Here is a 21,003-nt window from a genome sequence, read left to right as displayed (position 1 = left end):
CCTCCAAGCTTTGCAGCTAAACTACCGTATCGGGGCGATTAAAAAACCGCCCCCCGTCATTACTCGCCTTTAGCCGCTTTGAAAGCTTCAGCCATAGCGTTAGAGAAGTTGCTCTCTTCCTGTTTGTTGTTAACAGTAGCGATTGCGTCTTTCTCGTCAGCTTCGTCCTTAGCACGTACGGACAGGCTTACTACGCGGTTCTTACGGTCAACGCCGGTGAATTTAGCTTCAACGTCGTCACCCACATTCAGAACCAGAGTTGCATCTTCAATGCGGTCGCGAGAGGCTTCAGATGCACGCAGGTAACCTTCTACGCCGCCTGCTAATTCAACTGTAGCACCTTTGGCGTCAACTGCAGTGACTTTACCAGTAACAATAGTACCTTTCTTGTTCATAGACAGGTAGTTATTGAACGGGTCTTCAGCCAGTTGCTTCACGCCCAGGGAGATACGCTCGCGCTCTGCGTCAACTTGCAGAACAACCGCTGCGATTTCGTCGCCTTTCTTGTATTCACGAACTGCTTCTTCGCCTGCAACGTTCCAGGAGATGTCAGACAGGTGAACCAGGCCGTCGATGCCGCCGTCCAGGCCGATGAAGATACCGAAGTCAGTGATAGACTTGATTTTACCTTCAACGCGGTCGCCCTTGTTGTGGGTTTCTGCAAACTGCTGCCATGGGTTGTTTTTGCACTGCTTCAGACCCAGGGAGATACGACGACGCTCTTCATCGATGTCCAGAACCATAACTTCCACTACATCGCCCACGTTAACAACTTTGGACGGATGGATGTTTTTGTTGGTCCAATCCATTTCAGAAACGTGTACCAGGCCTTCAACGCCTTCTTCGATTTCTACGAAGCAGCCGTAATCAGTCAGGTTGGTTACACGACCAGTCAGCTTGGTGCCTTCTGGGTAACGTTTCGCGATAGCGACCCATGGATCTTCGCCCAGTTGCTTCAGGCCCAGGGAAACACGAGTACGCTCGCGGTCGAACTTCAGCACTTTAACAGTGATTTCGTCGCCAACGTTGACGATTTCGCTCGGATGCTTAACGCGTTTCCAAGCCATATCAGTGATGTGCAGCAGGCCGTCTACGCCGCCCAGATCAACGAATGCACCGTAGTCAGTGAGGTTCTTAACGATACCTTTAACTTCCATGCCTTCCTGCAGGTTTTCCAGCAGTTGATCACGTTCTGCGCTGTTCTCTGATTCGATAACTGCACGGCGAGAAACTACAACGTTGTTGCGTTTCTGGTCCAGCTTGATGACTTTGAACTCAAGCTCTTTGCCTTCCAGGTGCAGAGTGTCACGTACTGGACGCACGTCAACCAGGGAACCTGGCAGGAACGCACGAATACCGTTCAGCTCTACAGTGAAGCCACCCTTAACTTTGCCGTTGATAACACCGACGACAGTTTCAGCTTCTTCGTAAGCTTTTTCCAGCGTGATCCAAGCTTCGTGACGCTTAGCTTTCTCACGGGACAGCAGAGTTTCACCGAAGCCATCTTCAACAGCGTCCAGCGCAACATCAACTTCGTCGCCTACCTGGATTTCCAGCTCGCCCTGTGCGTTTTTGAATTGCTCAGCCGGGATGGCAGACTCAGATTTCAGACCGGCGTCAACCAGTACTACGTCTTTGTCGATAGCAACTACAACGCCACGAACGATGGAACCCGGACGGGTTTCGATTGTTTTCAGGGATTCTTCAAAGAGTTGAGCGAAAGATTCAGTCATGTTTAATCTTCAGGGTTCTATAGTTTAACGTCCATTTAGCATCCCGCCGAATGGGGTTGTTTCACATACCCCGCCATTGGCTCCATGCCGACAGGGTTTAGGTTACAGGGGTAAAATTTTACCCGATATAGTTCGATACTGCCATGACAAATATGACAAAAAGCCAATAACGCCGCCGCGCTTACTGCTGCGGCAACGCTAAAACTTCATGTGCATATGTCAGCGCACGCTGGATGACTTCGTCGATCGACATGCTGGTTGAATCCAGCACGAGGGCGTCGGAGGCCGGCACCAGTGGCGCGATAGGCCGATTACGGTCACGGTCGTCCCGTTCCTTTATCTCGGCTAAAAGACGTTCAAAGTTAACATTAAAGCCCTTTTCCTGCAACTGTAGCATGCGGCGGTGCGCACGCTCTTCAGAACTGGCATCCAGGAAAATTTTTACCGGCGCATCGGGGAATACCACGGTGCCCATGTCGCGCCCATCGGCAATCAGGCCCGGGGCCTCGCGGAATGCACGCTGGCGCCGCAACAAGGCTTCACGCACGCGCGGAAAAGCCGCTGCCTGCGAAGCGGTATTGCCGACGGTTTCAGTGCGGATTTCATTGCTGACATCCTCACCTTCCAAAATCACCTGCAGTTTGCCACCTTCGGCAACAAAGCGAACATCGAGATGTGCGGCCAGGGGAACCAGCGCCTCCTCAGAAGTGATATCAACCTGATGATGCAGTGCCGCCAGTGCCAGTACGCGATAGATCGCACCGGAATCCAGCAAACGCCAACCAAGGGATTCGGCCAGCGCCTTACACAAAGTACCTTTGCCTGCGCCACTTGGTCCATCAACGGTTATCACCGGAGCTGTAGCCGTCATTTCTCTCTCCTTCAGGTAGAAAACCTCACAGGGACATAACCTGCCGTCAGCACAATGCGAAAGCATAATTAAAAGCGTCCCTGCCGCCTGCCCAGTCGGGGCAGTCACGGTGGCGCATTATACGCTGCCAAACGACTAACTGTTACCCTGGAACTGTCTGGTTGTTGAAAATAAGCGTACGTCCGCGCAAAAGTATAGTGGACGCCCGTAGCCTGCGGGCGTTAAAAACGATAAAGGCCCAATTAAGGGCCTTAAAAAAAGCATCTGACTGCGGAATTATGCCAATTGACTGATGCGCGCCAGCTGTTCGAAGTAATCCGGGAAGGTTTTCGCGGTACATTTCGGATCGAGAATGGTCACTGGGGTGTCCGATAACGCCACCAGCGAGAAGCACATCGCCATACGGTGATCATTATAGGTGCCGATATCGGCAAATTTCAGCTTGGCCGGTGGCACCACGTGAATGTAGTCTTCCCCTTCATCCACCTCAGCCCCCACTTTACGCAGCTCCGTCGCCATCGCCGCCAGGCGATCGGTCTCTTTGACCCGCCAGTTGTAGATATTGCGGATGGTGGTCGGGCCTTCGGCAAACAGGGCTGCGGTTGCGATGGTCATTGCCGCATCAGGAATATGGTTCATGTCCATGTCGATACCGCGCAGTTCACCGCGGCTGCATTCAATATAGTCATCGCCCCAGGTAATACGTGCGCCCATTTTTTCCAGCACGTCGGCAAACTTGGTGTCGCCCTGAACGCTTTTTTTACCAATGCCGGTAACGCGGACAGTACCGCCTTTAATCGCCGCCGCCGCCAGGAAATAAGACGCGGAAGAGGCATCCCCTTCCACCAGATAATCACCCGGTGAGCGATAGGTTTGGCTACCGCTAATGTGGAACACGCGATAGTTGTCGTGGCTGACTTCAACGCCGAAGGTGCGCATCAGATGCAGGGTGATATCAATGTACGGCTTGGAAACCAGCTCGCCCTTGATATGGATATGGGTGTCCTGTTTGGCCAGCGGTGCCGTCATCAGCAATGCGGTCAGAAACTGACTGGATACGCTGCCGTCCACGGTCACATCACCGCCCTGGAAGCCACCGCGCAGGCGCAATGGCGGGTAATCGGTCTGCTCCAGATAATCAATCTGCGCGCCACCCTGACGCAGGGCATCCACCAGATGACCGATTGGGCGCTCTTTCATCCGCGGTTCGCCGGTCAACACCACATCATTGCTGCCCAGGCACAGCGCCGCCGCCAAAGGGCGCATCGCGGTGCCGGCATTGCCCAGGAACAGCTCAAGCGGTTGGTTAGCCACCAGCGGGCCGGCAACACCTTCGACTGTACAGGTGGTACGATCGTCTGACAGTTGGTAACTCACCCCTAATGCCTGTAGCGCATTCAGCATATGGCGCACGTCATCGCTGTCCAGCAGATTGGTCAGCGTCGTCGTCCCCTCCGCCAGCGCAGCCAGCAGCAGAGCACGGTTGGACACGCTCTTGGAGCCAGGTAAGTTGACGGTGCCATTGACCAAGGCAACCGGTTGTAACGTCAGGGAATCCACCATGTGAACAAAAATCTCCAAAATCTGATAAACGAAACGGCCCCGGGATAATGCCGGAGCCGCTTTAACGCAAAAGGACAACAGCGAAGGCTACCTGCTCACGGCAGGCGCCGGACTTAACCGTGACGACGTTCGAAGTCGACCATAAAGTCGGTTAAGGTCTTCACCCCGGCCAACGGCATTGCATTGTAAATAGAAGCACGCATGCCGCCAACCACCCGGTGACCTTTTAACGCCTGCAGGCCAATGGCTTCTGCTTCGCTGAGGAAGACTTTATCCAGCGCAGAATCCGCCAGTTGGAACGGCACGTTCATCCAGGAGCGGTTGGCATGCGCCACCCGGCTACGGTAGAAGTCAGAGCTGTCGATGGTCGCGTACAGCAATTCGGCCTTGGCCTGATTGCGTTTGTGCATCTCTACCAGGCCGCCCTGCTCTTTCAGCCATTTGAACACCAGGCCGGACAGGTACCAGGCAAAGGTCGGCGGCGTGTTGAACATGGAATCGTTTTCGGCCAGTACGGTGTAATCGAGGATGGACGGGACTTCGCGACGCGCTTTGCCCAGCAGATCTTCACGCACGATCACCAGGGTCAGCCCGGCCGGCCCAATGTTTTTCTGCGCACCGGCGTAAATCACGCCGAAACGGCTGACGTCCAGCGGACCCGACAGAATGGTGGAGGAGTAATCGCCAATCACCACTTTATCGCCAAAGTCAGGTAACTCATCGATAGCTACGCCGTCGATGGTTTCATTCGGGCAATAGTGCACATAGGCCGCGTCATCGCTTAACTGCCACTCTTTCATCGGTTTGATGCCGATCAGGCCGTCGACGTTGGTTTTCACGTCAATGGTGTTTGGCGAGCAGTATTTTTGCGCTTCGGTGATGGCGCTGTGCGCCCAGTAACCGCCGTCGATATAGTCCGCGGTGGTTTTGTCACCCAGCAGGTTCAACGGCAACGCAGCAAACTGTGCGCGAGCGCCACCGTGGCAGAACAGCACTTTATAATTGGAGGGGATCTTCAGCAGATCGCGCAGATCCTGCTCGGACTGCTGGGCAACTTCGATAAACTCTTTACTGCGATGGCTAATTTCCATCACCGAGGTACCGAGGCCGTGCCAGTTGCACAGCTCCTGTTCTGCACGACGCAACACTTCAACCGGCAGCATTGCCGGGCCAGAGCTAAAATTATAAACCTGAGTCATTTCCCCTCACCACATTCACTATTCGCCAATGATACTGGCCTACCGAAATACGCCCGAAGTAACCCATCGGTTTTATCACTCACGCCCCCCGCCTGCAATGGTTATTCGCCCGATGCCGGGAAAGCCTTGAACGTGACGATAACAGGCTCTGCCAAATCACCGGTATTTTCTGCAATAAAACGCTGTGAAGGTGGCCAATTCAGTGGGTTAACGCGGTTTTTTATGCTGTATTCAGCCAACATGGCTAGGGGGCTCCAGGGCCCCCGAATGAGGAAAATGCACTCAGTATTGATTGAACATCTGCTGGATCTGTTTGGCGTCCTTGGTCTGCGTCAACGCCAGTTGAAGCAGGATCCGCGCCTTCTGCGGGTTCAGCGTACCGGCAGCGACAAAGCCGAACTTCGCGTCGTCCACTTCAGCGTCTTCGGTGGTGGAGCCGGTGGGCACTCTGGAAGAACGCACCACGGCGACACCGTTATGTGCGGCCGTCGCCAGCGTATCGAACACCGTTCTATACAGGTTGCCGTTACCGACCCCGGCACTGACGATGCCTTGATACCCTTCGGCGATCAAAGCCTTCGCAGGAGCATCGGATGCATTGGCGTAATTGTAGATAATGCCCACCTTCGGCAACGCTGTCAGGCTGGACACGTCAAACGGGGTCTCGGTGGTGTGCTTGCGCTGCGGCGCACGCTGGTAATCAACCTTGCCGTTGTGGATGTAACCAAGCGGGCCGAAGTTAGGCGACTGGAAAGTCTGCACCGACGTAGTATTGGTTTTTGTCACATCGCGTGCATCCAACACGCTGTCGTTCATCGCCACCAACACCCCGCGTTTCGCCGATTGCGGATCTGCCGCCGTCACCACTGCGTTGTACAGATTGAACGGACCATCAGCGCTCATCGCCGTTGCCGGGCGCATTGCCCCGACGATCACCACCGGTTTGTCACATTTGACCGTGAGATCCAGAAAATAGGCGGTCTCTTCCAGCGTATCTGTGCCGTGGGTAACGACAAAGCCATCCGTTTTGGCGCAGTCGGCGTTGATTTTCTTCGCCAGCTTCAGCCACACCTCATCGTTCATGTCCTGCGACCCGATGTTCACCACCTGCTCGCCCTGCACGTTGGCGAGGTTTTTTAGCTCAGGCACGGCACTCACTAAAGCGTCAACGCCCAGTTTCCCCGCCGTATAGTTGGATTTCGTCGCCGATTCGCCACCGCCAGCAATGGTGCCGCCGCTCGCCAACAAGGTAATGGTAGGCAAAGCCAACGCCGAACCGCTTGCACCCGCCAACAGTAGCGCCACGGCGCTGAGTTTCACTGATTTCATTGAGTTTCTCCATGATAGATAACCCGCTGAATTATGGCCCTTATCCCTAAAAAAACTGTGACTTTGCCACCGCTTTAGGAATACATGGAGCTTGAGCGTAAAACCCCGTATCATTGCGCGTTTTTAGTACGCTCAAAAAGTGAAGACAATGACGCAAACTTTTATCCCTGGCAAAGACGCCGCGCTGGAAGACTCTATCGCCCGTTTCCAACAGAAATTAAGCGACCTGGGTTTTAATATCGAAGAGGCCTCCTGGCTGAATCCGGTACCTCATGTATGGTCGGTTCATATCCGCGATCGCGATTGCCCGCTGTGCTTCACCAACGGCAAAGGCGCCAGCAAAAAAGCTGCTCTGGCCTCCGCTTTGGGCGAATACTTCGAACGCCTTTCCACCAACTACTTCTTTGCCGACTTCTATCTGGGGAAACAGATTGCCGAAGGTGACTTCGTGCATTACCCGAACGAGAAGTGGTTCCCGATCCCAGCCGATGACTCGTTGCCGGCCGGTATTCTCGATGAGCGTCTGCATGCTTTCTACAATCCGGATCAGGAAGTCAACGCAAGCGATCTGATCGATCTGCAGTCCGGTAATGGCGATCGCGGCATTTGCGCCCTGCCGTTCTCTCGCCAGTCTGACCAGCAGACCGTTTACATTCCGATGAACATCATCGGTAACCTGTACGTGTCCAACGGCATGTCCGCTGGTAATACCGCCAACGAAGCGCGCGTACAAGGCCTGTCCGAAGTGTTTGAGCGTTATGTGAAAAATCGCATCATCGCCGAATCCATCAGCCTGCCAGAGATCCCGGCCGAGGTACTGAACCGCTATCCTGGCGTGGTAGAAGCCATCGCCAAGCTTGAAGAAGAAGGCTTCCCGATCCTGTCTTACGACGCGTCGCTGGGCGGTAATTATCCGGTGATCTGCGTGGTGCTGTTTAACCCGGCTAACGGCACCTGTTTTGCCTCGTTCGGTGCCCATCCTGATTTTGGCGTGGCGCTTGAGCGTACCGTCACTGAGCTGCTGCAGGGCCGTAGCCTGAAAGATCTGGACGTGTTCACCGCACCGACCTTCGACGACGAAGAAGTGGCGGAGCACACTAACCTGGAAACCCACTTTATCGACTCCAGCGGTTTGATCTCCTGGGATATGTTCAAGCAGGACGCGGATTATCCGTTTGTCGACTGGAGCTTCAGCGGCAGCACGCAGGAAGAATTCGCGACGCTGATGAGCATCTTCGACAAAGAAGGCGCTGAAGTGTATATCGCCGACTATGAACATTTGGATGTCTACGCCTGCCGCATCATCGTACCGGGCATGTCCGACATCTACCCGGCGGAAGACCTGCTGCTGGCCAACAACAGCATGGGGGCGCACCTGCGCGATACGCTGCTGGCACTGCCGGGCAGCGAGTGGGAGCCGCAAGAGTATCTGGCGCTGTTAGAACGCCTGGACGACGAAGGCCTGGACGACTTCACCCGCGTGCGCGAGCTGCTGGGAATTGCTTCCGGCAAAGACAACGCCTGGTCTACCCTGCGTATCGGCGAGTTGAAGTCAATGCTGGCCCTGGCCGGCGGCGATCTGGATCAGGCGCTGATCTGGGCCGAATGGACGCAGGACTTCAACTCTTCCGTGTTGAGCCCGGCGCGCAGCAACTACTACCGTTGTTTGCAAACCCTGTTGCTGCTGACGCAGGAGCCTGAACGCGATCCGGCGCAATACTATTCCGCCTTCGTGAAAATGTACGGCCAGGAAACGGTGGATGCCGCCTCTGCGGCCATCAGCGGTGAAGAACGCTTTAACGGCCTGTTCGCTGTCGATAGCGATCTGAAAGCCTTACCGGCACATCAGGCGCTGCTAGCGGCCTATGAAAAACTGCAGACCGCCAAGCGTCGCCATTGGGCGCAGGCATAATCTCAGTATCTGTGCGCCGGCGGCCTTCTGCCGGCGCAACACCAAGATAGAAAAATAACAAAGAATTATTTGACGGTTAAATAGCCGTTTTTTTGTTTTATTTTTTTGCCTAATTACGCACTTAACGGTAAACAAGATAAATAAAACAGCAGTTGTTACGGACCGGTAAAATAATAATTAACCGATAATTAAACCTTGCCGCTCTGAAAGTGACAAAATGCGCTAAAATTTAACCTATTCAAGGTTGGCGCGGTCGCAAATTCAAAATTATTTGCAAACATTAAAAAAATGTTTTTATTTAAAAATCAATAAATTAACCAAATAAACCTTGCGATTTATCTGGTTTTTTGCCGTTTTAGTTTCCCGCCTTATGATCCAAATCAATTTTTACCCTATACTGCTTTGCTAGTATCTCATTGCGTTGTTTTAACCCTTAAAAGCGAGAGTTAGTGTGAAAGCTGACAACCCCTTCGATCTGATATTACCTGCAGCAACGGCGAAAATCGCTGAAGATGCAGGTGTGTATAAAGCCACCAAGCACCCGCTGAAAACGTTTTATTTGGCGATCACTGCCGGCGTCTTTATTTCAATCGCATTCGTATTTTATATCACTGCGACTACCGGCACTGCCGGTGTGCCTTTCGGCCTGGCAAAACTGGTCGGCGGCATCTGCTTCTCTCTGGGGTTAATGCTGGTCGTGGTTTCAGGCGCCGACCTGTTCACTTCCACCGTGCTGATTGTCATCGCCAAAGCCAGCGGCCGCATCAGCTGGTACCAGTTGGCTGCCAACTGGCTAAATGTCTATATCGGCAACCTGATCGGCGCCCTGTTCTTCGTCGCGCTCATCTGGTTCTCCGGCGAACACATGGTGGCCAACGGCCAATGGGGACTGAACGTCCTGCAAACCGCTGACCACAAGCTGCATCACACCTTTGTTGAGGCCGTCTGCCTCGGCATCCTGGCTAACCTGATGGTTTGCCTGGCCGTGTGGATGAGTTACTCAGGCCGCAGCCTGATGGACAAAATGTTCGCCATGATCCTGCCGGTCGGCATGTTCGTCGCCAGCGGTTTCGAACACAGCATCGCCAACATGTTTATGATCCCTATGGGTATCGTGGTTAAAAACTTCGCCACGCCGGAATTCTGGCAAGCCATAGGGGCAGCACCCGAGCAGTTTGCTCATCTGACCGTAAGCAACTTTATCATCGACAATCTGATCCCAGTCACCATTGGCAACATCATTGGCGGCGGTTTACTGGTTGGGTTGACTTACTGGGTAATTTATCTGCGCGGTGGTGAACAACAGCACTAAGCTGTTAGTTATCGCGCGCCGAGTTAGAACTCCACAATTAAAGGTAGGTGTATAATGACCGAACTTAACGAGAAGTTAGCCAAAGCTTGGGAAGGTTTCAGCAAAGGTGACTGGCAGAACGAAGTCAACGTTCGTGACTTCATCCAGAAAAACTACACTCCTTACGAGGGTGATGAATCCTTCCTGGCTGGCGCAACTCAGGCCACCTCCACCCTGTGGGAAAAGGTTATGGAAGGGATCAAACTGGAAAACCGCACCCATGCGCCAGTTGATTTCGACACCAACGTTGCCGCGACCATCACTTCCCATGACGCTGGCTACATCGCTAAAGAGCTGGAAACCATCGTAGGTCTGCAGACTGACGCCCCTCTGAAACGCGCGCTGATCCCATTCGGCGGCATCAAAATGGTAGAAGGTTCTTGTAAGGTCTATGGCCGCGAACTGGATCCACAGCTGAAAAAAGTGTTCACCGAATACCGCAAAACCCACAACCAGGGCGTATTCGATGTTTACACCAAAGACATCCTGAACTGCCGTAAATCCGGCGTGCTGACCGGTCTGCCAGATGCATACGGCCGTGGTCGTATCATCGGTGACTACCGCCGCGTAGCGCTGTACGGCATCGATTTCCTGATGGCCGACAAACTGAACCAGTTCAAGTCACTGCAGACCAAGCTGGAAAACGGCGAAGATCTGGAAATGACCATCCAGCTGCGTGAAGAAATTGCTGAACAGCATCGCGCTCTGGGTCAGATCAAAGAAATGGCTGCCAAATACGGCTGCGATATCTCCGGTCCTGCTACCACCGCACAAGAAGCTGTACAGTGGACTTACTTCGGCTACCTGGCCGCGGTGAAATCTCAGAACGGCGCAGCAATGTCCTTCGGCCGCGTGTCTACCTTCCTTGACGTGTTCATTCAACGCGACATCGATGCAGGCAAACTGACTGAAGAACAAGCGCAGGAACTGATTGACCACCTGGTAATGAAACTGCGTATGGTGCGCTTCCTGCGTACCCCTGAGTATGATGAGCTGTTCTCCGGTGACCCAATCTGGGCGACCGAGTCCCTGGCAGGTATGGGCGTTGACGGCCGTACTCTGGTAACCAAAAACAGCTTCCGCTTCCTGAACACCCTGTACACCATGGGGCCGTCTCCGGAACCGAACATGACCATCCTGTGGTCTGAAAAACTGCCTCTGAACTTCAAAAAATACGCGGCGAAAGTGTCTATCGACACCTCTTCCGTACAGTATGAAAATGACGACCTGATGCGCCCAGACTTCAACAACGATGACTATGCCATCGCCTGTTGCGTCAGCCCGATGATTGTCGGTAAACAAATGCAGTTCTTCGGTGCCCGTGCCAACCTGGCGAAAACCATGTTGTACGCTATCAACGGCGGCGTTGATGAAAAACTGAAAATGCAGGTAGGCCCGAAAGAAGCGCCAATGATGGACACCGTGCTGGACTATGACAAAGTCATGGAACGCATGGACCACTTTATGGATTGGCTGGCCAAACAGTACGTGACCGCGCTGAACATCATTCACTACATGCACGACAAGTACAGCTATGAAGCTGCGCTGATGGCACTGCATGACCGTGACGTTTATCGCACCATGGCCTGCGGCATCGCCGGTCTGTCGGTTGCGGCTGACTCCCTGTCCGCCATCAAGTACGCTAAAGTGTCCACCATCCGTGACGAAGACGGTCTGGCTATCGACTTCAAAATCGAAGGTGAATATCCGCAGTTCGGTAACAACGATGCTCGTGTTGATGACATCGCCTGTGACCTGGTAGAACGTTTCATGAAGAAAATTCAGAAACTGCGTACCTACCGTAATGCGGTACCGACTCAGTCCGTACTGACCATCACTTCTAACGTGGTCTACGGCAAGAAAACCGGTAACACTCCAGACGGTCGCCGCGCTGGCGCGCCATTCGGTCCAGGTGCTAACCCAATGCACGGTCGCGACCAGAAAGGTGCTGTAGCCTCCCTGACCTCCGTAGCCAAACTGCCGTTTGCTTACGCGAAAGACGGGATCTCCTACACCTTCTCCATCGTGCCAAACGCGCTGGGTAAAGACGACGACGTGCGTAAAGCCAACCTGGCGGGTCTGATGGACGGTTACTTCCACCACGAAGCGTCTATCGAAGGTGGTCAACACCTGAACGTTAACGTGATGAACCGTGAAATGCTGCTGGACGCGATGGAAAACCCTGAGAAATACCCTCAGCTGACCATCCGCGTATCTGGTTATGCCGTTCGCTTCAACTCGCTGACCAAAGAACAACAGCAAGACGTCATTACTCGTACTTTCACTCAGTCAATGTAATTGCCCCATCCGGGTGGGGTTTCCCGCCCGGTAGTCAAGCTGAAATTCGGGGCCGGATCTTTCCGGCCTTTTTAGCAAATGCACTACCCTGACTCACTCAGAGTCTGTTTTGCCAGATAGCTATACTGAATGGAATTGGTGGATATCCGGCAAAACAGTTATCCGGCGTAATAACCGGCCAACAGGCATCGTTTCACCCCAGTCGTCGGGCCTAGCCCGGTTGCTGCATCGCTGATCCCTGGCTGGCGGTTATGAGCCTACTTTTAGACTGCGTTTGACAGTCAATATTGGAGAAAACCCCGCAATGTCAGTGAAAGGTCGCATCCACTCCTTCGAATCCTGTGGCACCGTAGACGGTCCGGGGATCCGCTTTATCGTCTTCTTCCAGGGCTGCCTGATGCGCTGCCTGTATTGCCATAACCGTGACACCTGGGATACCCACGGCGGGAAAGAAGTGACCGTTGAAGAGTTGATGAAAGATGCCGTCTCTTATCGTCACTTTATGAATGCCTCCGGCGGTGGCGTAACGGCCTCCGGTGGTGAAGCCATACTGCAGGCAGAATTCGTCCGCGATTGGTTCCGCGCCTGCCATGAAGAAGGGATCAATACCTGTCTGGACACCAACGGCTTTGTACGCCGCTACGATCCGGTGATCGATGAGCTGCTGGATGCCACCGATTTGGTGATGCTGGATCTCAAACAGATGAACGACGACATTCACCAGAATCTGGTCGGCGTTTCCAACCACCGCACGCTGGATTTCGCCCGCTATCTGGCGAAACGTAATCAACGCACCTGGATCCGTTATGTGGTAGTGCCGGGCTGGTCCGATGATGACAAGTCAACGCATATGCTGGGTGAGTTCACCAAAGACATGACCAACATCGAGAAAATCGAACTGCTGCCCTATCACGAACTGGGTAAGCACAAATGGGTGGCGATGGGTGAAGAGTACAAGCTGGACGGCGTCCATCCGCCGAAAGCGGAAACCATGGATCGCGTGAAAAGCATTCTGGAAAGCTACGGCCACAAAGTAATTTACTGAGCCCGTTAGCTACAACAAAAAACCCGGCACACGATGGCCGGGTTTTTTATGCTCAGGCGGCAGCCAACGGAGTGTGGTGACGATCCGGCTTTCTCAGCAGCATCATCAGATAAACCAAGGCAACGGCGGCAATCATCACAAACAGCAGGCGATCGGAATAATTTTGCATCAGCAGCGCCGTCATCGACGGGCCAAGCAGACTGCCAATGGTATAGCTCATCAACAATGCCTGGTTCATCGCCACCAGCTCATGCGGCAACGCCTTTTCACAAGCCCAGGACATCGCCACCGGATATAAGGTGAACCCGGCACAACCGAGAATAAACAACGCCGGTGCCATCGCATAGTTACCAAGCATGGCGATGCTGGCAAGGATCACCACAAACACCTGAATGCGCAGCACCAGCAAACGACCATAGCGGTCTGCCAGACGCCCGACCGGCCATTGCCCGACAATGCCGGAGCTGACCAGCAATGCCATCCAGTAACCCACGTTGGCGTCACTCATGCCCTGATGGGACAGGTACAGCGGCATCAGGCCGTATAGCGAGCCGAGTACAATGCCGGAAATGATACAGCCATTAATCCCCAACCGCGCGCTACGACGCTTCAACATTGGCCAAACCGCAGCCTGTTGGGGTTCGTCGTGCCGACTGTTAACCCGGGCAAACAGCATCGGCAGCGTGGCACTGAGCACGATGGCCGTGACCCATGGCACCACATTCAACAGTTCGGTCGATACCATGCTCAACAACAGTTGGCCGACAACCGTACCCAGGTAATAAACCATCATATAAGCCGCCAGCAATTGCCCACGGTTAGACAGATTACCGCTCCGCAGCAAGGCGCTTTCGACGATCACCCAGATCCAGGCGCAGCCGATGCCGGCAAAGAAACGCCAGCCCATCCAACTCCAAAAATCGAGCGACAATGCCATACCGGCAGTCGCCACGGCGAATACCACACAGGCAAGATGATAGCTGCGGGTAAAACCAATGCGCTGGATGAGTTTGCCCGCAATCAGCGTGCCGACCAGATTGCCGGTAAAGTAAGAGGAACTTACCATTCCTACCTGCCAGGTTGACAACTGAGCATGAGTCAACCAAAGAGGGACTAGCGTATTCAATACGGCGATAGAGACCGTGAGCAGCAACAAGCCACAGAGCAGCAGGAGCACTGGGCGGGAGTATGCGGACATAGTGAGATTGAAACCGAACGCGCAATGAGAGTGCGCGCATCATGCCACTGGCGATAAAAAAGTCAATCAGCTCTTATATGTATACCGCACAATTTGTATTACGCGGCCTATTTAACGGCGGAGTGGCCGCCGGCGCCTGCGATGTTAGGCACCTGACGGCCATTCATTTTTTATCAGAAATACAGTTCTAAAGATTCAACTTCAGCCGTGCATTCCGCACCCCAGGCACCCAGGGTGATTTGCGCTAATTGGGCCAGTCCCTGATAGAAAGGATGCTGCGCATTGGCTTCCAGCAGTTCCAGATAGCGTGGTGCCCATGGCAACAAATGTTTCGTCAGCAGTTGCTCGACCAACCCGACCTGACGTTCTTCGGCCAGCCACGCCACCATCATCAGCAAAGTGCCAATATGATCTTCCGGCTCATTGCGATCGTGCTGAGCTTCAATGCCGTTGGCCCGTAACCACTTGCGCAACCGCAGGGTCGAATGACCAAACAGCACGTTCTCTTTGTCCAGATACACCGAACCCCATAATGGCGCCGGTAAGGTATCAGGCCCCACAAACAGACGCTGGTAAGCTTCCGCCAGGGATTCATCCTGTTGATCTTCAATACCGGTCGCAATCAGCGCAGCCGCCGTCTGTAACCGATCAGCATCGCCGTACGGCCACTCTTTGACCCACTCAGATTCAGACAGGGTTGCCAAGAGCTGTTGGCCGTCTTCACTTTCTGGCGGCGCGTACAGCAACACACCCAGTACCCGCCCCGTTAAAGCGATATTTTCAAGCGTCATAAATCAAGGATCCTTTTAAGGGCGCAGTTTATCACTGCGCCTCACTACAATATTAACCGGCCACCGCCATGCCGACGGTCATATGCAGGCCGTAGAACACGCCCCGCCCAACCAGCTCACCGGCGATAACCAGAATCAAACCTAAAGCCATTCCCATCACGCTAGCGTTACCACGGCGCAGCAGCGGGCAGATCCAACAGCCCAACCCCAGCACCACCAGCACCAAACGCCCAACCATTAATTGGCCGTACTGTGGGATCAGCGCTGATGCCTGCTGTACCGAACTGCTGATGCTGGCCAGTTCGTAGCCTTGCATCATAACGCTCCCCAGACTGACCAGCAGCGCCACCACGCTCAGGGTAGCCAGTGAATGCCGGGTCGTAACGTCCAGCCCCGCAAAACGCAGCAACAAAACGCCCAGCATTGGCCCCCCGATCGGTACCGTCAGGAAAAAGCTCAGCGTAGTGTAACCGTTATGCCAGGTTGGCACCGTATCGATTTGATATACCCGCGTCATCATGTAAACAAAGACCAAGCCCAGTGCCATGGTCACCCACAACCACACGCGACCCAATAACGGCGGTATTTTGCCCAATACCGCCAACAGCCAATAACAACCGCCGACGGCGAAGAACAAGGCGCCAGCGGCTATTTCGTTACTCAATGCCGAAGCGCCAATGCGGTTCAACGAGTTAAACGCCCGCCACGGCGAACCGAGGTGCAGCGTGGAAGCAATGAAAGCAATACCCATCAACAACCACAGGAAGAACATCGCGCGATGAACTGCCCTGCGCTGCTGTTCGTTCAGGTTACCGCCAATTATGGCGAGCCCCATGACGATAACCCCCCCTACCACACATTGTCCCAATACGGTAAACAACATCAGCGGCCATTCTTGCCATCCCATGCCCATATCAAACCTCCTTTGGATTGGCCAAATAGCCAGTGGTGTCGCCACTTGGGCGGCTGTTGGCATTGGGTTTTACCACCAGGCACGGTCGGGTAAAATGCGCCGACGGCAAGGGGGCCACCTGCGCCAGAGAACCATGCTGCTGCCGCAGTTGCTCAATCGGGCCAAAATCCAGGGCCCGCAGTGGACAAGATTCCACGCAGATAGGTTTATGGCCTTCGGCTACCCGCTTATAACAGCCATCGCACTTGGTCATGTGGCCCTTGGTCGAATTGTACTGCGGTGCGCCGTATGGGCAGGCCATATGGCAGTAGCGACAGCCGATACACACCTCTTCATTCACCACCACAAAGCCGTCTTCCCGCTTGTGCATCGCGCCGGTCGGACACACTTTGGTGCAGGCGGGATCTTCACAGTGGTTGCAGGCAATCGACAAATAATAGGCGAATACGTTTTGTTGCCAGCCGTCGCCATCCTGGAACCAATCTCCTCCGGCATATTCATAGATGCGGCGGAAACTGACGTCCGGCGTCAAATTTTTATAGTCTTTGCAGGCCAGTTCGCAGGTTTTGCAGCCAGTGCAACGACTTGAATCGATAAAGAATCCATATTGCTGAGTCATTTGGTCCTCCCTTACACCCGAGGTAGTTGGAGTTGCATCGCGGCGGCAACTAAGCGCATCCCCAGGATGCGTACAGGTAGTACGTGACTGGGGTAAGCGCAGGCGGCCAACAAAGATGCGGCTTCAAGTACGCAGGGTTATACCTTTTCGATTTGAATCAGGTTGGTATGCTGCGGATTACCCTTGGCCAACGGCGAAGGCCGGTGGGTGGTCAGGGTATTCATACAGGCACCATGGTCAACACGGTCACCGCGCATATCGGCCTGATGCCAGGCTCCCTGCCCCATCGCGACAACGCCAGGCATGATCCGCGGCGTCACTTTGGCTTCGACACGCACTTCGCCACGCCCATTAAATACCCGCACCTTGTCGCCGCCGATAATGCCGCGCGACTGGGCGTCCAGTGGGTTGATCCACACCTCCTGACGACAGGCCGCCTGCAACACATCGATGTTGCCGTAGGTAGAGTGGGTACGGGCCTTGTAATGGAAGCCAAACATTTGCAATGGATAAGTGTTGCGCAGAGGATCGTCCCAACCTTCAAAAGTAGAGGCGTAAATTGGCAACGGGCTGATGGTTTCATCTTTTTCCAACTGCCAGCTGTCGGCGATCTCAGCCAGCCTGGAGGAATAGATTTCTATCTTGCCGGACGGCGTTTTTAATGGATTCGCTTCGGGATCCTGGCGGAATTTTTTGTAGGCGACAAAATGCCCATTGGGATCTTTACGCTTATAAATCCCCATACTGCGCAACTCTTCATAACCCGGCAGCAGCGGATCCCTGTCTTGCATTTTGGCGTACAAATGTTGCAACCACTGTGCCTGAGTGCGCCCTTCGGTGAACTTCTGATGCACCTCAGGCCCCAGCCGACGCGCCACTTCACTCAGCACCTCATAGATGCCCTTGCGTTCAAATTTGGCGGGGGTTGCAGGCTGGATAAAGATCAGGTACCCCATGTTGCCGGCATAGTCGTTGGGAATAATGTCTTCCTGTTCGACGGTCATCAGATCCGGCAGTAAAATGTCGGCATATTTGGCCGACGAGGTCATAAAGTTTTCGAGCACCACGATCATTTCGCACTGGGATTCATCCTGCAAAATATCGTGGGTTTTGTTGATGTCGGAATGCTGGTTGGTGATGGTGTTGCCGGCATAGTTCCAGATGAACTTGATCGGCACATTCAGTTTGTCCTGCCCACGTACCCCGTCGCGTTTGGCGGTCATCTCCGGACCGCGCACTATGGCATCGGTCCAGCTAAAACAGGAGATTTGCGCTTTGACCGGGTTTGCCAATACCGGCATCCGCTCAATAGTAATGGTGTAGGTTGATTCACGCGCCCCGCTGTTGCCGCCATTGATGCCAACATTGCCGGTCAGGATAGGCAGCATGGCGATTGCACGCGAGGTCAGTTCGCCATTGGCCTGTCGCTGTGGCCCCCAGCCCTGGCAGATGTAGGCTGGTTTCGCCGTGCCTATTTCCCGCGCCAGTTTGATAATACGTTCGGCCGGAATGCCGGTAATTTTCGCCGCCCACTGCGGCGTTTTTTCAACGCCGTCTTCACCTTGCCCAAGAATGTAAGCCTTATAATGCCCATTTACCGGCGCATCGGCTGGCAAGGTTTTTTCGTCATAGCCGATGCAATACCGATCCAGAAACGGTTGGTCGACCAACTGTTCGCTGATCAATACATGCGCCAGCCCGGCAACCAATGCCGCATCCGTGCCGGGACGAATAGGGATCCATTCGTCCTCACGTCCGGCGGCCGTATCGGTATAACGCGGATCGATAACGATCATGCGCGCATGAGAACGTTCACGCGCCTGCTCCAGATAATAGGTAATGCCGCCGCCGCTCATCCGCGTTTCCGCCGGGTTGTTACCGAACATCACCACCAGCTTGCTGTTTTCGATGTCAGACGTGCTGTTGCCTTCGTTGCTGCCATAGGTATAGGGCATGGCGCAGGCGATTTGCGCTGTGCTGTAGGTGCCATACTGGCTGAGGTAACCGCCATAGCAGTTCATCAGCCGAGCGACCAGCGACGCATTCGGTGACGAACGGGTAATATTGCCGCCGACGATGCCCGAGGTGTAATTGATATATACCGCTTCGTTACCGTACTGTTCGACGATGCGTTTTAGGTTGTCGGCAATGCTATCAAAAGCTTCTTCCCAACTGATGCGCTTGAACTTGCCTTCACCCCGCTTGCCAACACGTTTCATCGGGTAATTCAGACGATCGGGATGATTCATGCGGCGGCGAATAGAACGGCCACGCAAACAGGCCCGAACCTGGTGGTCGCCATATGCGTCCAGCCCGGTGTTATCGGTTTCGACCCAATAGACTTCGTTATCACGCACGTGCAAACGCAAGGCGCAGCGGCTGCCGCAGTTGACCGAACAAGCCCCCCAAACCACTTTATCCTGCGCGGTTTTTTGCACACCTTCGCTGATTGAATCCGCCAATGCGCGGCGACTAAACGGTAAGGCTATACCCCCCACGGCCATAGCCAGCCCGACGATACCACCGGACTTTACCAAGGCGCGACGGCTGACGCCTGCAGACACTTGGCTGTTTTCTTTGTTTTCCGACATAACTCACTCCACGTTTTACCCTGGTATTGATAAACGTCATGCCTTTGACTCAAGGCGGCGAGCAGAGGAGACAGAACTGATGTCTGCTGATGAGCTTGAGTAAAAACCCTCCTCTATAAAGGGATATTACTCAGAAGTGGGTAGTGAACTTTGTCTGCTATCAATAAAGCGGGGGAAGGAGATGAAAGAAAAAGTCCTTTCGAACAAAAGGATAATAATTTTCTTATAAAAAAAGCGCCCGCAGGCGCTTTTCATAGAACAGGCAATACGTTAGCCGATATATTCCAGGCCGCCCATATACGGACGTAATACTTCCGGTACCTGAACACGGCCATCGGCCAACTGGTAGTTTTCCAGCACGGCAACCAGCGTACGACCGACTGCCAGACCAGAACCGTTCAGCGTATGCACCAGGCGCGGCTTCTTCTCGGTTTTGCTACGGCAGCGAGCCTGCATGCGGCGTGCCTGGTAATCCCACATGTTGGAACAAGATGAGATTTCACGGTAAGTGTTCTGCGCCGGCAGCCACACTTCCAGATCGTAGGTCTTGCATGAGCCTGCCCCCATGTCGCCGGTACACAGCAACATTTTACGGTACGGCAGGTTCAGCAGCTGCAGCACTTTCTCCGCATGACCGGTCAGCTCTTCCAGCGTAGCCATAGAGTCTTCCGGACGGACGATTTGCACCATCTCGACCTTGTCGAACTGGTGCATGCGGATCAAACCGCGGGTATCGCGACCATAAGAACCGGCTTCGGCACGGAAACATGGCGTATGCGCGGTCATCTTCAGCGGCAGTGATTCTTCTTCCAGGATCTCGTCGCGTACCAGGTTGGTCAACGGCACTTCTGCAGTTGGGATCAGCGCGTAGTTGCTGCTGTCGGATTCCTCTTCCAGCGGTTTGGTGTGGAACAGATCTTCACCAAACTTCGGCAACTGGCCGGTACCGTACAACGTGGCGTGGTTAACCAGGTAAGGCACGTAGGTTTCCTGGTAGCCGTGCTGTTCGGTATGCAGATCCAGCATGAACTGGGATAACGCACGGTGCATGCGGGCGATTTGCCCTTTCATCACCACAAAGCGTGAACCGGTCAGTTTTACGGCGGCGGCGAAGTCCAGACCACCGGCCATTTCGCCCAGATCCACATGGTCGCGTACCTGGAAATCATACTGGCGCGGCTCGCCCCAGCGGCTGACTTCCTGGTTATCGCTGTCGTCTTTGCCATCCGGCACTGCATCATCCGGCAGGTTCGGGATCGCCAATGCATAATCGCGGATTTCAGTCTGCAACTGATCCAGAGCGGCCTTGGCAATATCCAGCTTGTCACCCAGCTCGTTGACTTCGCGACGCAGCGGCTCAATGTCTTCCCCGCGCGCTTTAGCCGCGCCGATGGATTTCGATCGGGAGTTACGTTCTGCCTGCAGCATTTCAGTTTCTACCTGCAGAACTTTGCGACGCTCTTCTTGAGAACGCAGCAGATCCAGATCGAGTTTAAAGCCTCGGCGAGCCAGTTTGACGGCGACTGCGTCTAGCTCATTACGCAGCAGATTGGGATCGAGCATGCTAATCCTGTGCTTATTGTTATTGAA

The 21,003-nt window shown here is 54.1% G+C and carries 15 protein-coding genes; 4 read left to right on the top strand and 11 right to left on the bottom strand.

The features are described 5' to 3' along the window. Positions 1-59: 59 nt before the first annotated feature. The 5 genes from rpsA to ansB all read right to left on the bottom strand — a co-directional run bounded on the left by rpsA (position 60) and on the right by ansB (position 6,695). Positions 60-1,733, bottom strand: a complete 1,674-nt coding sequence (rpsA, locus tag NR114_RS02460) for a 30S ribosomal protein S1 (RefSeq protein WP_020826130.1) — start codon at positions 1,731-1,733, stop codon at positions 60-62. A 181-nt stretch (positions 1,734-1,914) separates the two neighbouring features. Continuing rightward, positions 1,915-2,604: a (d)CMP kinase gene (gene cmk / locus NR114_RS02455; protein ID WP_020826129.1), complete on the bottom strand. Its 690-nt coding sequence runs from the start codon at positions 2,602-2,604 to the stop codon at positions 1,915-1,917. A gap of 276 nt (positions 2,605-2,880) precedes the next feature. Beyond that, entirely contained in the window at positions 2,881-4,167 is a 1,287-nt protein-coding gene (gene aroA / locus NR114_RS02450; protein WP_020826128.1) for a 3-phosphoshikimate 1-carboxyvinyltransferase, read from the bottom strand. Positions 4,168-4,280: 113 nt separating this feature from the next. After that, complete coding sequence (gene serC / locus NR114_RS02445; RefSeq protein WP_046373996.1) at positions 4,281-5,366, bottom strand: 3-phosphoserine/phosphohydroxythreonine transaminase; 1,086 nt, start codon at positions 5,364-5,366, stop codon at positions 4,281-4,283. 282 nt (positions 5,367-5,648) lie between these two features. Next, a complete protein-coding gene (gene ansB / locus NR114_RS02440) occupies positions 5,649-6,695 on the bottom strand; it encodes an L-asparaginase 2 (protein WP_256813980.1) in 1,047 nt (348 codons plus the stop codon). A gap of 148 nt (positions 6,696-6,843) precedes the next feature. On the opposite strand from ansB, the gene ycaO reads away from it, so the two are divergent. From ycaO to pflA, 4 genes are all read left to right on the top strand, one after another. Beyond that, complete coding sequence (ycaO, locus tag NR114_RS02435) at positions 6,844-8,607, top strand: 30S ribosomal protein S12 methylthiotransferase accessory factor YcaO (RefSeq protein WP_128864115.1); 1,764 nt, start codon at positions 6,844-6,846, stop codon at positions 8,605-8,607. A 451-nt stretch (positions 8,608-9,058) separates the two neighbouring features. Beyond that, positions 9,059-9,919 (top strand): formate transporter FocA, encoded by an 861-nt coding sequence (focA, locus tag NR114_RS02430; RefSeq protein WP_020826123.1) that lies wholly within the window; start codon positions 9,059-9,061, stop codon positions 9,917-9,919. A gap of 54 nt (positions 9,920-9,973) precedes the next feature. After that, positions 9,974-12,256, top strand: a complete 2,283-nt coding sequence (gene pflB / locus NR114_RS02425) for a formate C-acetyltransferase (RefSeq protein WP_020826122.1) — start codon at positions 9,974-9,976, stop codon at positions 12,254-12,256. Between the two features lie 304 nt (positions 12,257-12,560). Then, positions 12,561-13,301, top strand: coding sequence for a pyruvate formate lyase 1-activating protein (gene pflA / locus NR114_RS02420; RefSeq protein WP_020826121.1), 741 nt, complete (start codon positions 12,561-12,563; stop codon positions 13,299-13,301). 52 nt (positions 13,302-13,353) lie between these two features. Here the strand turns inward: pflA and NR114_RS02415 are convergent, their stop codons facing one another. The 6 genes from NR114_RS02415 to serS all read right to left on the bottom strand — a co-directional run bounded on the left by NR114_RS02415 (position 13,354) and on the right by serS (position 20,976). Further along, positions 13,354-14,499 (bottom strand): MFS transporter, encoded by a 1,146-nt coding sequence (locus NR114_RS02415; RefSeq protein WP_041414385.1) that lies wholly within the window; start codon positions 14,497-14,499, stop codon positions 13,354-13,356. A gap of 173 nt (positions 14,500-14,672) precedes the next feature. Beyond that, positions 14,673-15,290, bottom strand: a complete 618-nt coding sequence (dmsD, locus tag NR114_RS02410) for a Tat proofreading chaperone DmsD (protein ID WP_234529623.1) — start codon at positions 15,288-15,290, stop codon at positions 14,673-14,675. A gap of 52 nt (positions 15,291-15,342) precedes the next feature. Further along, on the bottom strand, positions 15,343-16,203 hold the full coding sequence (locus tag NR114_RS02405) for a dimethyl sulfoxide reductase anchor subunit family protein (RefSeq protein ID WP_020826118.1): 861 nt from the start codon (positions 16,201-16,203) through the stop codon (positions 15,343-15,345). 1 nt (position 16,204) lies between these two features. Beyond that, positions 16,205-16,822 (bottom strand): DMSO/selenate family reductase complex B subunit, encoded by a 618-nt coding sequence (locus NR114_RS02400; RefSeq protein ID WP_234529624.1) that lies wholly within the window; start codon positions 16,820-16,822, stop codon positions 16,205-16,207. A 137-nt stretch (positions 16,823-16,959) separates the two neighbouring features. Further along, on the bottom strand, positions 16,960-19,413 hold the full coding sequence (ynfE, locus tag NR114_RS02395; RefSeq protein ID WP_115059280.1) for a selenate/tellurate reductase subunit YnfE: 2,454 nt from the start codon (positions 19,411-19,413) through the stop codon (positions 16,960-16,962). 270 nt (positions 19,414-19,683) lie between these two features. Continuing rightward, complete coding sequence (gene serS, locus NR114_RS02390) at positions 19,684-20,976, bottom strand: serine--tRNA ligase (RefSeq protein WP_020826116.1); 1,293 nt, start codon at positions 20,974-20,976, stop codon at positions 19,684-19,686. Between the last annotated feature and the right edge of the window lie 27 nt (positions 20,977-21,003).

The sequence above is a fragment of the Serratia sp. Ser99 genome, from assembly GCF_024519545.1.
In the GTDB taxonomy this organism is placed as follows: Bacteria; Pseudomonadota; Gammaproteobacteria; order Enterobacterales; family Enterobacteriaceae; genus Serratia; species Serratia liquefaciens.
Note: the sequence above shows the minus strand (reverse complement) of the source record. Positions and strands in the feature narration are given on the sequence as shown.

Excerpts from the sequence above, each read along its gene's own strand:
- rpsA (WP_020826130.1), bottom strand. The coding sequence starts at position 1,733 with ATGACTGAATCTTTCGCTCAACTCTTTGAAGAATCCCTGAAAACAATC.
- cmk (WP_020826129.1), bottom strand. The coding sequence starts at position 2,604 with ATGACGGCTACAGCTCCGGTGATAACCGTTGATGGACCAAGTGGCGCA.
- aroA (WP_020826128.1), bottom strand. The coding sequence starts at position 4,167 with ATGGTGGATTCCCTGACGTTACAACCGGTTGCCTTGGTCAATGGCACC.
- serC (WP_046373996.1), bottom strand. The coding sequence starts at position 5,366 with ATGACTCAGGTTTATAATTTTAGCTCTGGCCCGGCAATGCTGCCGGTT.
- ansB (WP_256813980.1), bottom strand. The coding sequence starts at position 6,695 with ATGAAATCAGTGAAACTCAGCGCCGTGGCGCTACTGTTGGCGGGTGCA.
- ycaO (WP_128864115.1), top strand. The coding sequence starts at position 6,844 with ATGACGCAAACTTTTATCCCTGGCAAAGACGCCGCGCTGGAAGACTCT.
- pflB (WP_020826122.1), top strand. The coding sequence starts at position 9,974 with ATGACCGAACTTAACGAGAAGTTAGCCAAAGCTTGGGAAGGTTTCAGC.
- pflA (WP_020826121.1), top strand. The coding sequence starts at position 12,561 with ATGTCAGTGAAAGGTCGCATCCACTCCTTCGAATCCTGTGGCACCGTA.
- NR114_RS02415 (WP_041414385.1), bottom strand. The coding sequence starts at position 14,499 with ATGTCCGCATACTCCCGCCCAGTGCTCCTGCTGCTCTGTGGCTTGTTG.
- dmsD (WP_234529623.1), bottom strand. The coding sequence starts at position 15,290 with ATGACGCTTGAAAATATCGCTTTAACGGGGCGGGTACTGGGTGTGTTG.
- NR114_RS02405 (WP_020826118.1), bottom strand. The coding sequence starts at position 16,203 with ATGGGCATGGGATGGCAAGAATGGCCGCTGATGTTGTTTACCGTATTG.
- NR114_RS02400 (WP_234529624.1), bottom strand. The coding sequence starts at position 16,822 with ATGACTCAGCAATATGGATTCTTTATCGATTCAAGTCGTTGCACTGGC.
- ynfE (WP_115059280.1), bottom strand. The coding sequence starts at position 19,413 with ATGTCGGAAAACAAAGAAAACAGCCAAGTGTCTGCAGGCGTCAGCCGT.
- serS (WP_020826116.1), bottom strand. The coding sequence starts at position 20,976 with ATGCTCGATCCCAATCTGCTGCGTAATGAGCTAGACGCAGTCGCCGTC.